We start from the raw sequence: 14,531 nt of genomic DNA, 5'->3' as shown, positions 1-14,531 counted from the left end.
CGCATCGGTGGCCTACGATCACCGATGGAGAAGTTGCGTGTCCGCTTCCCACCATTTTCAGACATCCAAGCGCGCTGCCAAAGGCGTTCATCGATCCGTTCGGGATGTAGCGTCTCCGTTGTCCGGTGCGCGGGGCAACGTCCGCAGGTGCGCGCGGAGGCGGGCATAGGCGGGGCGCTCGGCGATCGCCGCCGCGTCGCGCTCCATCTCGCGATAGGCTTCCAGTACCGCCAGCCCGGTTTCGGTCACGCGGGCGCCGCGCTCCAGGCCGCCGCCGCGCAGCGTCTCGACCAGCGGCGGATCGAAGCAGCGGTTCATCTCGTCGACCAGCAGCCAGGCGCGGCGATAGCTCATCCCCATCCCGCGCGCGGCGGCCGATATGGAGCCTCGCGCGGCTATCGCGTCGAGCAGATCGGCCTTGCCGGGGCCGAGCGCGAGCGCGTCGCCGCAGGCGATCTGCAGTTTCAGCCAGAGCGGCCCGATCTTCATGCCGCTCGCCGCGCCCTTCAGAACAGCCGGGTGAGCATGTAGAACAGCGCCCCCACCGCCGCCGAGGCGGGGATGGTGATCACCCAGGCGATGACGACGTTGCTCGCCACCCCCCAGCGCACCGCCGAGGCGCGCCGCGCGGTGCCTGCGCCGATGATCGCGCCGGTAATGGTGTGGGTGGTCGAGACCGGAATGCCCAGCCACGAGGCGCCGAACAGGATGATCGAGCCGCCCATCGAGGCGCTGAACCCCTGGTGCTGCGACAGCTTGGTGATCCGCGAGCCCATCGTCTCGATGATCTTCCAGCCGCCGCTCAGCGTGCCCAGCGCGATCGCGACATAGCAGCTGATCGCCACCCAGTGCGGCACCTCGAAATTGCCGTGGAGATAGCCGGTCGAATAGAGCAGCACGGTGATGATGCCCATCGTCTTCTGCGCGTCGTTGAGGCCGTGGCTCAGCGAATAGGCGCCCGAGGAGATCAGGTGCAGCACCCGGAAGCTGCGCTCCGCCCGGTTGGTCGAGGCCCGGCGGAACAGCCAGCTGGTCAGCAGCATGATCGCCATCGCCAGGATCATGCCCAGGGTGGGCGACAGCACGATGGCGAGCAAGGTCTTGTTGAGCCCGGTCCACTGAATGCCCTCGAACCCGGCATGCGCCACGCCCGCGCCGACCATGCCGCCGACCAGCGCATGGCTGGACGAGGACGGGATGCCCTTGAGCCAGGTGACGACGTTCCAGAACATCGCACCGACCAGCGCGCCGAACACCACGCCCGGCGTCACCAGATCCTGGTCGATCAGCCCCTTGCCGATCGTCTCCGCCACCTTGTGCATGCTGGGGAAGGCGATGGTGACGAAATAGGCCGCGAAGTTGAAGAACGCCGCGAAGGCGACCGCATGGACCGGCTTGAGCAGCCGCGTCGCGACCACCGTGGCGATCGCGTTGGCCGCATCGTGCAGGCCGTTGAGGAAATCGAACGCCAGCGCGACCAGGATCAACCCGATGAGCAGCGGCAGGGCAAGTTCGTGCATGATGGATCAGGCGTGATCGATGACGAGGCCGTCGATCTCGTTCGCGACATCCTCGAACGCGTCGACGATCCGCTCGAGATGCTTGTACAGCTCGCGCATCACCGCGAACTTCAGCGGATCCTGCGGGCCCAGCTCCTTGTAGGCGCGCTTGAGGCCGGCGGCGTGGATGTCGTCGGCATGGCTTTCCATGCGGACGAGGCGCTCGGTCAGCTCGTGCAGCCGGGCGCCGTTCTTCGCCACGTCGCGCAGCAGCGGCATCGCCTCCACCGTCAGCCGGGCGGCGTCGACGACGATGCCCGCCATGTCCTTCATCTCGGGCTCGAAATGGCGGATCTCGTAGAGGTCGATCGCGCGCACCGTCGCCTGCATCTCGTCGATCGCATCGTCCATCGAACCGATCAGCGCGGTGATCGCGCCGCGATCGAAGGGGGTGAGGAAGGTGACGCGCACCGTCTGCAGCACCTGGCGGGTGATCTCGTCGGCGTCATGCTCGCGCTCGATCACTTCGCGGATATGGTCGGGCCCGCCGTCCTGCAGCAGCCGTGCCAGCGCATCGGCGCCGGCGACGACCGTGGCGGCATGCGCCTCGAACATCTCGAAGAAATTGCCCGATTTGGGCAACAGGCGTTGGAACCACGCGAACATGCGATTGACCTTTGATGTTTGGATGACGGTGCCGAGCACCCCCATGCGCCGGGTTGCGGCGCGAAATTCCTCGGGGCCGAAGGAGCGGATCAGCTCGCGCAGATCGGGCTCGTCGACGGCGTTGGCGGCGTCCGCCAGATCGAACCAGCGGCGCTGGCGCTGGTCCTGTTCCTTCCAGACATCGAGCTCGCGGGTGACCGAGAAGGGGAAGACCTCGACATCGGCCATCACCGAGGCGCCGTTGCCGCGCGTCTTGCGATAGCGATAGGCGCCGAGCGGGGTGGGGCAGATCACGCCCTGCACGCCCGCTTCCTCCTCGGCCTCGAGCACCGCGGCGGCGTGGGCGCTGAGACCCGCGCCGGGATTGCCCTTGGGGATCACCCAGCGCCCGGTCCCCCGCGAGGTGACCAGCAGCACCTGGGTGGACGCATCGGCCCCGGTGCCGAGGGTACGATAGGGCAAGGCGGCGATCTGGCGAATGGCGGGCGGCTCCGGTGAAAGGACGCGCGCGGTGTTACAAGCTTGGCCGGGGATGGCAAGCGGGGAGGGGGATGGGGCAGCTTTTGACGGACCAGACCTGCGCGGCCGCGCACGCTGCCGGACAGCGCATCAGCCGATGCGTTCGGCGAGCACCATCCGCTGGTCGAACCACTGGAACGCCATCTGCCGTCCCATCGGCAGCACCAGCCCTACCATTTGCCGCTGGCGTCGCTCGGCACCGCCCAATGGCCTTCGTCGCAGCCGAGGTGCCGGGCCTTGCCGGCGTCGCCCGCCACACCCCAAGCCTTCAGTGCCGCGGCCAGCGTCGCCCGCACGGCCGCGGGTCGCGGCGTGGCGGCGGGGCTCAGATAGGGGCCGGTGCAGACGTCGCTATGGTCGAACTGGCCGTTGTTCGGCCCGCCCCAGCGGATCGCGCCCGAGGCGACGCTGTTGCCGGTGACGGTGAAGTTCGATCCGATCATGCCCATCTCGTCCTCGAGCGGGTCCTGATTGCCGGCGTTGTACACCTGTATCACCCGCCATTTGCCGGCGATCTGGCACGGGCTTTCCGGTGCGCCGCGATCGCAATCGGCCGCACCCGCCGCCGGTGATGCGGCCGGCGCTGGCGTTGCAAGCGACGAAGGGGGCTGATTGCGCAGGGCGACGAGGGGCGGCCGGCGCGCCGACCCGTCGCTGTTCGCGGCGCCGCCGGCCGCGAGCAACAGCAGGGGAGCAAGGGCGCTGCGCATCGGGCATCCTCATCGGCTGACGTTCCCCTGACATAGGCAACGATCGCGCGGTGGCCAAGGCCGTTCTCCAGCGCTCGGCGCGGGCAACGATGATGCCCGGTGCGCGGTGGGGCGATAAGCGCCCGAATGCGCTCAAGGGCCCCAAATGTACCAAATGGGATAAATTCTATTGACTTTTGGTTTGGAATAGGTACAAAGAAAGAACGTTGCAGGGCTGGCAAGGACGGGCCCCTCGCCGCTTTAGCGCCAGGCAACGCCTGCGCCGCCGTCCGGCGGTGCCGCACGCGCTTGCGCGCAACCACTATATGGAGAACAAAAGGTGACCATCTCGAAGTTCCTTCTGCCTTCCAGCGCTGTCGATACCAACTTCCAGGTTCTCGGGCGGATCGCGGCCGCGTTCGCGCCGCACGAGAGCGATCCGCGTTCGATGTCCGTAGTCGTCGATCCGGGCCATTTCATGCTGGGCGGAACCCTGGTCGAGACCGCAACGCAGCTCGTCGGGCCGTTGGCGGCGCCGAACGCCAATCCCCGGATCGACCGGATCGTCGTGAACATCGGCTCCGGCGCCGCGCAGCTCGTCGCGGGGGTCGAAGCGGCCGATCCCGTACCGCCCGCCCTCCAGGCCGATCAAATCCCCGTCGCCCGCGTGCGGTTGACCCCGCAAACGACGGTGCTCACGAGCGAAAATCTTACGGACGAGCGGGACTTCAGCCGCTTCGGAACCACCGTCGGCGGTGCACTGCTGAATGTCCAGCGGTTCACGACATCGGGCACCTATATTCCCACCCCCGGCACGAACCGCATCATCGTGGAGGTCATGGGCGGGGGCGGCGGCGGCGGCGGCACGGCCGCCACGTCGAGCAACCAGGTGTCGGTCGGCGGCGGCGGCGGCGCCGGGTCGTTCGGTCGCGCAATGTTCACGACCGGGATCACCACCACCGCGGTCACGGTCGGGCGCGGCGTCGATGCAGGCGCGGCGGGGGGCGACGGTACCCCGGGGAATGCGTCTTCGTTCGGCACGCTCGTCGTGGTGCCGGGGGGCAGGGGCGGCGCCGCGGGCGCGGCGGTGAGCCCGCCCACGCTGACACGCGGCTGCAACACCTCCGATACGCCCACCGGCGCCAATCTTCTCGCGGCGAACGGCGAAGGCGGTGATTTCGGCTTCGGCATGAACCTCTCGACCGTTGCCGGCGGGCGCGGTGGGACCTCGATCATGGGGGCGAATTCGACGGGAAGCACGAACGCGTCGGGTAGCGGAACCGCGGCCGGCGTGAACGGCGGCGGCGGCGGCGGCGGCTCCAGTTTGCCGAACAGCCCGGCGCGATCGGGCGGCGCCGCCCATGGCGGCTTTGTCACTGTGTACGAATATGCCTGATACTTGAGAGGGGGGCGGCGGTCGCTGGGTGCGATCTCCGCCCCTTTCCGCTCGCCGCGCAGGGGGGCGTCGCGGCTGCACCGAGTACAGGGCGGGCTTGTTCGGCGTTTCGATCGTCCTGGACCCGGCGTTCACATGATGACGCAGCTTTGCTGTTTGATCGGCACGAACGGGATCAGGTACACCGTGTACGCCTGCACCCTGCCGCCGATGTCGGCGATCTGGGCTTGCCCGCCATCGAACTGGATCGCGCTCAGATCGGTGATGCCCCAGTTGGCGGGGCCGCCGACGATGGCGTTGTTCGTGCCCGCAATCGTGCCGGCTCCCATCGATATGGCGACGTGCGAGAGCGTGGGGGGCGCCCCCGGCGCACGCGGCCGCACGAACGCGACGATCTTCCCGGCGGGGATCGTAAGAAAATCGGCCATGCTGACGATCTGCTGCCGGTTGGAGCCGAGGACATCGAGGCTGCCGGCCGAAGAGGCCAGGACCATGCGTCGTTCTTCCCCCTGGGTGATGGCGCTCGCCCGCCGCATTGCCGCATAGGCAGAGGTCCAGCAGGAGCCGTTCAGGTCCTTGTCGGCCGGCGGGGCTTGGACCAGCTTGCGCGCATAGCCCGCTATCCGTTGGTGCTCGTCGCGGAACTTGGAAAACATGGCAACGTCCAGTGCAGGCGGGGCCGCGGGATGCGGCGCCAGCCGCACACTGTGGGCGGGCTGCGTTGCAAAGCGACTTCGTACGCGTTGCAGCTGTAGCAAGCGGCGCGAGAAAGGCATGCGCGCCACAAGAAAAGGCCGGGATCGCTCCCGGCCCTTGTGATCGGGTGTGCACCCGATCCGCTTGTCTGGCGTTGCGGCGCTCAGAAGTTGAGGCGGGCGCTGGCGAACACCGTCCGCCCGGCCAGGGTGCGACCCTGGACGATGTATCCGTGACTTTCATCGGCACGAAGCCGTAGGTGGGCGTGCGGTCGTTCAGATACTTGCCGTAGAAGCGGACATAGCCCCCGGTGAAGGTCTTGGTGATGTTGAGCTTGATCTGGCCGCCGTCCTGGCCGTCATAGCCGATGCTGCGCGGGCCCTGGCCGCGGCGATAGAAGCCGCCGACGTTGAAGCGCAGCGTGTCCGAGATCGGCGCGCCATAATCGAAGTCGAGCCGGTAGGAGCGGTTGTCGAGGCCCAGCGTGGTCTGCACGGTGCCGCCGGCGTTGAGGCCGGTCTTCGACAGGCAGTTGATCACGCCGCCGGGCGAGTTGGACGCGAAGGTCGACGCCGAACCGCCGCATCGAAGCGGATGAAGGTGTCGGCGCTGGCGAAGGCGATGTCGCCGAATTCGAGGACGGGCAGGCCGTCTTCCTGCAGCTGGACGAACTTGCTGCCGGTCGAGGCGATCGGCAGGCCGCGGATCGAGATATTGCCATAGCCTTCGCCCTGCGAGGCATCCGAGCGCACGCCGGGCAGGTCGCGCAGCAGGTCGGAGACCGAGAGCGGGGAGAGCTTGAGCACATCGTCTTCGTCGAGCGAGCTGGTCGAGATCGCGCTGTCGAGCAGGTCGCGCGCCTTGGCGACGCCGGTCGAGAAGCTTTCCTTCTTGGGCGCAGGAGCGGGCGCCTGCTGCTCGGCGGGCTTGGCGGCCGGGGAGTTGTCAGCGTTGGCAGGCGCGGTGCCGACGAAGGCGGGCGTGGCGAGCACGGCGAGCGATCCGCCGAGCATCATGGGAAGTGCGACCCCTTTGTGGTTGGTTTAGGGGGGGCAACGACCCTGAACATCGCCCTGTCGCCGGGGGATAGGCGCGGCGAGTAACTGCGCCCTTTCGGACATAGTCCGGACATGCGCTAGGGGGATGCGCGCCATGTTTTTGATTTCGTGGTTAATTTTGCGAGGCTCCAGCGCGGCGGGCGGGGCCGTCGGTCCGCCGCGGGGGAGGGCACGCGTGGACCCGACGCGGTTAACCAACGTGTCGAGATAGCGGCGCCAGATTTCGGTTCTTGCCTCGAAATCGCTCTAGAATACGTTCGTTCGGCGGGGGTGACGCGGGGGATTTCGTGATTGTAGGTATCGATCTTGGCACGACCAACAGCGCCATCGCGCGCTGGGGGGATGGCGGGCCCGAGCTGATCCCGAACAGCCTGGGCGAGTTCCTGACGCCCTCGGCGGTGAGCCTGACCGACGACGGCGAGGTGCTCGTCGGCCGCGCGGCGCGCGATCGCCAGCCGGTCTATCCCGAACGCACCGCCACCGCGTTCAAGCGGCTGATCGGCACGCAGAAGCCGATCCAGCTCGGCGGCACGTCGTTCACCGCCGAGGAAGTCTCGGCGCTGGTGCTGAAGAGCCTCAAGGCCGATGCCGAGCGCCATTGCGGCGAGGAAGTGACCAGCGCGGTGATCACCGTGCCCGCCTATTTCAGCGACCGCCAGCGCAAGGCGACGCGCCGCGCCGGCGAGCTTGCCGGCCTGAAGGTGGAGCGGCTGGTCAACGAACCGACCGCCGCCGCGCTCGCGTACGGCATCGCCGACCGCGAGGACCGCGATCCCTTCCTGGTCTTCGATCTGGGCGGCGGCACCTTCGACGTGTCGATCGTCGAGATCTTCGACGGGGTGATCGAGGTGCGCGCCTCGGCCGGCGACAACCGGCTGGGCGGCGAGGATTTCAACGAGGTGATCGTCGGCATCGCCAGGGAGCGGCTGCGCCTGCCGCTGGGACCCGGCCAGCCCAAGCTGCGCGAACAGGCGCGCGCCGCCGCCGAGCGCACCCGCCGCGCGCTGAGCGAGGCCGAGGCTGCGACCTTCGAGGTCGTCTGGAAGGATGAGCTGCTGTCGACCACGATCACCGCCGAGCAGTTCGAGGCGGCCGCCGCGCCGCTGCTCGACCGGCTGCGCGAGCCGGTGCTCCGCGCGATGCGCGACAGCAAGCTGCACGCCGATGCGATGAGCGAGATCGTGCTGGTCGGCGGTGCCACGCGGATGCCGATCGTCCGCAAGGCGGTGACGCGGATGTTCGCGCGCTTCCCCAACGCCAATGTCCATCCCGACCATGCCATCGCGCTGGGCGCCGGGGTGCAGGCGGGCCTGCGCGCGCGCAAGGCGGATCTGGACGAGATCCGGCTCACCGACGTCTGCCCGTTCAGCCTGGGCGTCGAGACGATGGCGCGCGATGCGAATGGCGGGCTCCACGGCGGGCGGTTCGCGCCGATCCTGGAGCGCAACACCGTGCTGCCCGCCAGCCGCGTCCATCGCTTCCAGACGGTTCATGCCCAGCAGTGCTTCGTGAAGTTCTGCATCTATCAGGGCGAAGCGCGTATGGTGGCGGGCAACATCAAGCTCGGCGATGTCGAGATCCCGGTGCCCCCGCGCGGCGCCGGCGAAGTCGAAGTCGACTGCCGCTTCACCTATGATGTGAGCGGATTGCTCGAGGTCGACGTGGTGGTGCCCGAGACCGGCGAGACCCGGCAGATCGTCATCGCCGACGAGGGAATGGATGCGGGCGAAGCGGAAGCGCGCCGCAGCGCGCTCGCGGCGCTGAAGATCCACCCGCGCGACCAGGCGGTGAACCAGGCGCTGATCGCCCGCGCCGAGCGCTGCTACGAAGCGTTTCTGGGCGACCAGCGCGCCGCCATCGGGCAATTGCTCGCCCATTTCGAAGGTGTGCTCGCGACCCAGGATCCCCGTGCGATCGCCGAGGCGACGGCGATGATCACCGCGCGGCTGGATGCGCTGGAAGGGGAGCGCTACCTGTGAGTAGCCCCTGGGAAACGCTGGGGATCGAACCGACCGGCGACGTGAAGGCGGTCCGCAGGGCCTATGCGCAGCTGCTGAAGGCGATCGATCCGGACAGCGACGTGGCGGGCTTCACCGCGCTGCGCCAGGCGCGCGACTGGGCGATGCGGCTGGCCGAGCTGCATGCCGAGGCCGCCGCATCGCCCACGCCGGTGTTCGTGCTGGCGGCAGACGAAATCGTGCGGGTGCCCTTCTTTGCACAAGAAGGTGCGGAAAGCCCGGCTGCCGCGCCGCCCGAGGGCGTGCCGCCGGCGCTGGAGCCGTCCGAAGAGGCCATACGCGCGGCGCATAGCGATGCCGCGGCGGCTGCGGCGCCGCCAGCACCGCCGCTCGACCTGCGGCAGGAAGCCGATTTCGAAGCGCTGCAGGCGCTATACGCGATGGTGTTCGATCGCACGCGCCGGATTTCCCAGGCGGAGATGACCGCGCTGGTCGAGCGGGTGCTCGCCGATCCGGCCATGCAGAATCTCGACCATGCCGCGCATGTCGAGCGCTTCTTCATCGACACGATCGTCCGGGGCACGCCGCGCAGCGACCCGATGGTCGAACCCGCGATCGCCTATTTCGGATGGGACGCGCCCGACACCGAACTGCACCGCCCGCAGGCGCTGATCTGGATCCTCCAGCGCGCCAAGGACCGCTATTTCGAGATCGAACTGCGTACCCAGAACCAGCGGCTGTATCGCTTCCTGCGTCGGCTGCGGCTGCCGCGGCCGCAGGGGCTGGGCGGCTGGATCGACGGCTGGGTGGCCGGGGCGCAGGTCGAATATGTGCTCGGCTATCTGCAGACCTATCACCCGACGGTCGTCACCGGGCTGAACGCAGCTTCCGTCGACTGGTGGCGCGACTGCATCCAGCACCAGAGCGAGGCCGTATTCCCGATCGGCTATCTCTACAATGTCCGGCGCAAGGCCGTGTTCTCCAAGCCGGTCGAGCAGGCCGGCCGCGCGACCATGGCGGGGATCGGCCCGATCCTGCTCCTGTTCTTCTTCCTGGGCGCGATCATTCTGGGCATCACCGACGACGGTACCTCCTCACGGCATCGCCGTTACACCTCGGCCGGTCGGGCCGGGGATACGCTGGCCAAGTACAAGCCCAATCTGATTTACTTCGATGATGATCTCGATCTGTTGCTCGACCGGTTCACCAACGGCGCGCTGAGCCGTGCCGAACTGCTGAGGGTCAATCCGCGGCTTTATGACCGGCTGCTGGGCGAGTGGCGGGCTGCGCAGGCGCAGCGCGGCAGCGATACGCATCTGGCGTTCGAGACGCTGGCGGAAAGGGTCGGCGGCATCCTGTCCAAGCTGATGACGCGGGTGCTGCGCGACGGCGACGAGAAACTGGTGCTCGACTACGCGGCCTATTACGAGGCCCGCCTCCGCTGGGCCGAGCGCGCCGCGCCCGAGGAATGTGTCGCCCTTATCGAGGGCGGCAACAGCGGTGCGGGGCCGAGCGATCTGCACGACCGCCGCTACGGCCTGCTCGCCCGCGCGATCCGCACCGGCATGCCGCCCGCCGACGATGTGAAGGACACCGGCCGCTACACCATTCCCCCGGCCCTGCTGGAGGATGCGATGGCCCGCGCCCGGCTAGACCGCGCGGCGTTCGACCAGGCGTTGCAGCGCGAGGGGCCGCAGCCCGCGATCTGCAACTCGCGGATCGCGCTGATCGACGCTGCGCTGGTGCGCCGCGACAAGCTGGGGGTGCAGCTGCTGCGGGGGATGTTCGGGGGGTGAGGGGCGGCATGCGCTTCGTCCGGTGTCGCCCATTTGCGGACGTTACCCCTTCGTCCACCTTCGGCGCGTCGGAGGGAAGAGAAATGGTTGCCGCGTGAACCGTGCGTGCTTTCCCTCTCCCGCCTGCGGGAGAGGGAGGGAGCCGCCGCCAGGCGGCGGAAGGGTGAGGGTGTGTGGGGCGAATGCGGCCCGCTCCTTTGCCCGACTCACCCTCACCCCGGCCCTCTCCCGCAAGCGGGAGAGGGAGACACCAATGCCGCGCTACCTCGCCGACGGACCGGCGATGCTCCGCGATACCGCCCGGGAGTTCGTCGCCAAACCCCTCGCATGATCTGGGGCCGTCTAAATTCCGTTTTCATGACGGGAGCGTGTGCTCACTTCCCACCCAGTTTCCGACGGTCGGTGTATCTCGCAAAGGTACCCCGACACAAAAAGGGCCGGGATCGCTCCCGGCCCTTTCGCTTTTCTCGGATCGCGTGCTCGATCAGAACTCGGCGCGCACCCCGAACAGGATGGTGCGGCCCCAATAGTTGATCTCGCCGAAGCGGTTCGACGCGTCGTTGTACGTGTAGAGCTTGGCGCCCGAGATATTGATCGCCTCGACGCTCAGCTGGACGTTCGGCAGCAGCTTGTAGCCGATGCTGCCGTCGAGCGTGCCGAACGGCGCGGTGTAGCTCGGCGCCTGGGTGGTGCTGCCGGTGCCCGAGAGATACCGGTCGCGCCACACATAGGAGAGCCGCGTCGAGATCGGGCCCTTCTCGTAGAAGCCGACGACGTTGAAGCTGTTCTTCGACAGGCCGATCAGCTGGTCGACGATCGGGCGCGCGCCCGCGGTGTAGTTGGCCTTGACCGAGGTGTGGGTGTAGCTCGCCTGCATGCCCAGCCCGTCGAACGGCGCGGGGAGGAAGGTGAACACCTGGTTGTAGCCCGCCTCGACGCCGTAGACCTTGGCGTTGCCGCCATTGACCTGGGTGGAGAGCAGCACCGTGCCGCGGCCGGGGATCTCGGTGTTGATGTTCTGCGCGGTGATGTAGTTGTCCATCGCCTTGTAGAACACCGCGCCGGTCAGCGCGCCGCGCGGGTTGAAATACCATTCCAGCGCGCCGTCGAACTGGGTGGCGAGGAAGGGGAGGAGCTGCGGGTTGCCGCCGCTCGCGGTCGGCGCGTCGGTCGACAGGGTGATGCGCGGCGCGCTGTCGGTCACGTTGGGCCGCGTGAGCACCCGGCTCGCGGCGAAGCGGGCGACGAGCGTCTTGGTCAGCTCGGCCTTGAGGTTGAAGCTCGGCAGCCAGTCGTTGAACGTCTTCGGGAAGGCCGCCGGGGTGATGACGTTGCCGGCGCGCAGGAAGCCCGTCGCGTTCTGGTCGGTATGGACATAGCGGATGCCGACATTGCCGAGGATGTCCACGCTGCCGAGCATCGTGCCGTAATCGAGCCGGGCATAGGCCGAGGCGGTCTTCTCGGTCGTCTTGAACGAGGCGGCCTGGTCGCTCGGCGTCAGCGGGGCGTTGGCGACGGCGCTGGTGAAGAAGGCGTTGTAATAGGCCGAAGTCACCGGGGCGAGCCAGGTGCGCGGCAGGTTGCCGTCGACGTTCTTGAGGAAGTCGTCATAGGGCAGCGGCTGATAGGCGCCGGCGCCGAGCGAGCTGAGCGGGGTGCCCGCAGGCGGGTTCACGGTGAAGTCGCGGCGCCAGTAGTCGCGCTTGCGCCAGTGATATTCGGCGCCGACCGCCACCTTGCGGAGGAAGCCGCCGACGTCATAGGCGCCGTCGAGGCGGGCGAACTTGTCCCAATCCTTGCTGTTCTTCGGCGCGATGTTGAAGGTGTAGAGCTGGTAGTTGGCCGGGTTGTTGGGATCGACCGTGGTGGTGATCGTCGGCAGCACCTTGTAGCCGCCCGAGGCGTCATAGGTGAACGGCGCGAAGAACATGGCGCGGCTGCGCACGGTGCCCTCGGCATTGCTCGGGTGGAAGCTGTGCGCCGACGACCAGTTGAGGTTCGCCGTCACGTGGAAGCGATCATGGTTCCAGGTCTGCTTGAGGCCGATGGTCAGCAGGTCGTGGCGATTGAGGCTGTATTCGCGGCTGGCCATGAAGCGGACGTCGTTGATCGTCGCGCCCACCACCGTGTTGCCCTGGAGCTTGACCGAGCCGGGGACGATCGTGGGCGTGTGGCCGGCGACGCTGGTGTCGTCCGGATAGATGTCGAGGCCGAACTCGTCATAGGCGACGTCGAGCCGGGTCGCGAGCACGTCCAGCGTGGTCTCCAGCTCGGGGGTCGGGCGCCACTGGGCGGAGACCAGGCCCGAGATGCGCTTGCGGTCCTCGGTCTCGATCGTCGGGCGGGTGCGGGTGGGGGTGTAGAGGCCCGACTGCAGGCCGCCCTGGGCGGGCTTGGTGAACTTGTCGAGGTTCCAGCCGAAGTTCATGAAGCGGTCGTTGCGGACCGACTTGCCCCAGTACTGCGCGCCGACCAGAATGCCGAAGGTGTCGCCGAAGGTGTGGCTGCCGATCAGCGTGGCGTTGGGCTTCACCTTCTTGGTCTGCGAGGTGTAGGTGCCGCGCAGATTGGCGGTGACCTTGTTGCCCACGTCGAACGGGCGGAAGGTGCGCACGTCGATATTGCCGCCCAGCGCGCCCTCGGTCATGTCCGAGGTCGGCGTCTTCACCACGTCGATATTGGCGACGAACTCGGCGGGCAGCATCTCGAAGCGGAACTGGCGGCCGTTGGCGCCGCCATTCTCGATCAGGTCGTTGAGCGCGACCGGGCGGCCGTTGAGCAGCGTGCTCTGGAACTGGGGGCCGAGGCCGCGCACCGAGACGTACAGGCCCTCACCGCGCGGCCGCGTGATCGCCACGCCGGTGACGAGCTGGAGCGCTTCCGCGACGTTCTGGGTGGGGAACTTGCCGATGTCGGTCGAGCTGATCGAATCCACGCCATATTCGGCGCGGCGCTTGGCTTCGGTCGCGGCGGCGAGGCTGCGCGCATAGCTGCCGTTGACGACGATCTCGTCGGCGCCGGACGCGTCGTCCTGCGGCGGGGTCGTCTGGGCATAGGCGGGGGCGAGCGTCGCCAGCGTGAGGGCGAGCGCCGAGGTCGCGCGAAGCAGCGCGGAATGGGGTTGCATGACTGGATTCTCCCTGGACCCTTATTGGTCTTGTGGGAGCGCCCCTAACGAGGAGTCGGAACGGCGCCGTGTCGGTTTGATTGCAATGCGGTGAAACGGCAGCGGGGTTTTGTTACCGGGGCATTACGGTGCTGTGTTAAGCTCGAAACCGTTTGTACCGGGTGTGGCGGGGCCACTCCGCTCCCTTCTCGCGTCATCCCGGCGGAAGCCGGGATCCATTCGCCACTCCGATTCAGCAAGCGCCGTGCCGGTGACCCCAATGGATTCCGGCTTTCGCCGGGATGACGGCTGGGGGGCGAGGAGGCGTGATCCGCCGCACTCACCCTTGTCACCCTCACCCAACCCTCTCCCGCAGGCGGGAGAGGGCTTTGCATGCAAAAAGGGCCGGGGATCGCTGCCCGGCCCTTTTCGTTTGCTTGGTTCCCGAAGGATCAGGCCGCGGCGACTTCCGCCGTGTCGACCTTCACGCCCGGGCCCATCGACGAGGACAGGGCGACCTTCTGGAGGTACTTGCCCTTGGCGCCCGCCGGCTTGGCCTTGACGACCGCGTCGACCAGCGCGTCGAAGTTGCGGCGCAGGTCTTCGTTCGAGAAGCTCACCTTGCCGATGCCCGAGTGGATGATGCCGGCCTTTTCGACGCGGTATTCCACCTGACCGCCCTTGGCGGCCTTCACCGCTTCGGCGACGTTCATGGTCACGGTGCCGAGCTTCGGGTTCGGCATCAGGCCCTTCGGACCCAGCACCTTACCGAGACGGCCGACCAGGCCCATCATGTCCGGGGTGGCGATGCAGCGATCGAAGTCGATCTTGCCGCCCTGGATGGCTTCCATCAGGTCTTCGGCGCCGACGACGTCTGCGCCGGCGGCCAGGGCTTCCTCGGCCTTGGCGCCGCGGGCGAACACGCCCACGCGCACGGTCTTGCCGGTGCCGGCCGGGAGCGTCACGACGCCGCGGACCATCTGGTCGGCGTGGCGCGGATCGACGCCGAGGTTCAGCGCGACTTCGATCGACTCGTCGAACTTGGCGGTCGCATACTGCTTCACCAGCGCGATCGCCTCATCCACGCCGTGCAGCTTCACGGGGTCGACGGTCCAGGTCTTCTGCTTCTTGGTCAGCTTTGCCATGGA

At 67.9% G+C, this 14,531-nt stretch carries 11 protein-coding genes; 3 read left to right on the top strand and 8 right to left on the bottom strand.

The window, feature by feature from the left end; all coding sequences use genetic code 11:
* Nucleotides 1-87: 87 nt before the first annotated feature.
* The 4 genes from ABIC65_RS18600 to ABIC65_RS18585 form a co-directional block, all read right to left on the bottom strand.
* Nucleotides 88-489, bottom strand: a complete 402-nt coding sequence (locus tag ABIC65_RS18600; protein WP_354310683.1) for a winged helix-turn-helix domain-containing protein — start codon at nucleotides 487-489, stop codon at nucleotides 88-90.
* A gap of 17 nt (nucleotides 490-506) precedes the next feature.
* The gene (locus tag ABIC65_RS18595; RefSeq protein WP_354310682.1) at nucleotides 507-1,520 is read right to left on the bottom strand and encodes an inorganic phosphate transporter; all 1,014 of its coding nucleotides are present in this window, start codon (nucleotides 1,518-1,520) and stop codon (nucleotides 507-509) included.
* 6 nt (nucleotides 1,521-1,526) lie between these two features.
* Complete coding sequence (locus tag ABIC65_RS18590; protein ID WP_354310681.1) at nucleotides 1,527-2,627, bottom strand: DUF47 family protein; 1,101 nt, start codon at nucleotides 2,625-2,627, stop codon at nucleotides 1,527-1,529.
* A gap of 227 nt (nucleotides 2,628-2,854) precedes the next feature.
* On the bottom strand, nucleotides 2,855-3,394 hold the full coding sequence (locus ABIC65_RS18585; RefSeq protein WP_354310679.1) for a hypothetical protein: 540 nt from the start codon (nucleotides 3,392-3,394) through the stop codon (nucleotides 2,855-2,857).
* A 319-nt stretch (nucleotides 3,395-3,713) separates the two neighbouring features.
* Here ABIC65_RS18585 and ABIC65_RS18580 point away from each other — a divergent pair, with 319 nt between their 5' ends.
* A complete protein-coding gene (locus ABIC65_RS18580; protein WP_354310678.1) occupies nucleotides 3,714-4,769 on the top strand; it encodes a hypothetical protein in 1,056 nt (351 codons plus the stop codon).
* Nucleotides 4,770-4,900: 131 nt separating this feature from the next.
* Here ABIC65_RS18580 and ABIC65_RS18575 read toward each other — a convergent pair whose 3' ends face one another.
* Both ABIC65_RS18575 and ABIC65_RS18570 read right to left on the bottom strand, forming a co-directional pair.
* Nucleotides 4,901-5,425 (bottom strand): hypothetical protein, encoded by a 525-nt coding sequence (locus tag ABIC65_RS18575; RefSeq protein ID WP_354310676.1) that lies wholly within the window; start codon nucleotides 5,423-5,425, stop codon nucleotides 4,901-4,903.
* 576 nt (nucleotides 5,426-6,001) lie between these two features.
* Nucleotides 6,002-6,481 carry a Plug domain-containing protein gene (locus ABIC65_RS18570; RefSeq protein WP_354310674.1) on the bottom strand — a complete coding sequence of 160 codons (480 nt, stop codon included), beginning with the start codon at nucleotides 6,479-6,481 and terminating at the stop codon, nucleotides 6,002-6,004.
* 329 nt (nucleotides 6,482-6,810) lie between these two features.
* Between ABIC65_RS18570 and ABIC65_RS18565 the strand changes: the two genes are divergently transcribed.
* A complete protein-coding gene (locus tag ABIC65_RS18565; protein WP_354310673.1) occupies nucleotides 6,811-8,502 on the top strand; it encodes an Hsp70 family protein in 1,692 nt (563 codons plus the stop codon).
* A complete protein-coding gene (locus ABIC65_RS18560; protein WP_354310672.1) occupies nucleotides 8,499-10,277 on the top strand; it encodes a hypothetical protein in 1,779 nt (592 codons plus the stop codon). The genes ABIC65_RS18565 and ABIC65_RS18560 overlap by 4 nt, the downstream gene beginning before the upstream one ends.
* 484 nt (nucleotides 10,278-10,761) lie before the next feature.
* On the opposite strand, the gene ABIC65_RS18555 is transcribed toward ABIC65_RS18560, so the two are convergent.
* Nucleotides 10,762-13,404: a TonB-dependent receptor gene (locus ABIC65_RS18555; RefSeq protein WP_354310670.1), complete on the bottom strand. Its 2,643-nt coding sequence runs from the start codon at nucleotides 13,402-13,404 to the stop codon at nucleotides 10,762-10,764.
* Between the two features lie 431 nt (nucleotides 13,405-13,835).
* Nucleotides 13,836-14,528: a 50S ribosomal protein L1 gene (rplA, locus tag ABIC65_RS18550; protein ID WP_064313917.1), complete on the bottom strand. Its 693-nt coding sequence runs from the start codon at nucleotides 14,526-14,528 to the stop codon at nucleotides 13,836-13,838.
* Nucleotides 14,529-14,531: the final 3 nt, after the last annotated feature.

The sequence above is a fragment of the Sphingomonas trueperi genome (assembly GCF_040545665.1).
Taxonomy (GTDB): domain Bacteria; phylum Pseudomonadota; class Alphaproteobacteria; order Sphingomonadales; family Sphingomonadaceae; genus Sphingomonas; species Sphingomonas trueperi_B.
Note: the sequence above shows the minus strand (reverse complement) of the source record. Positions and strands in the feature narration are given on the sequence as shown.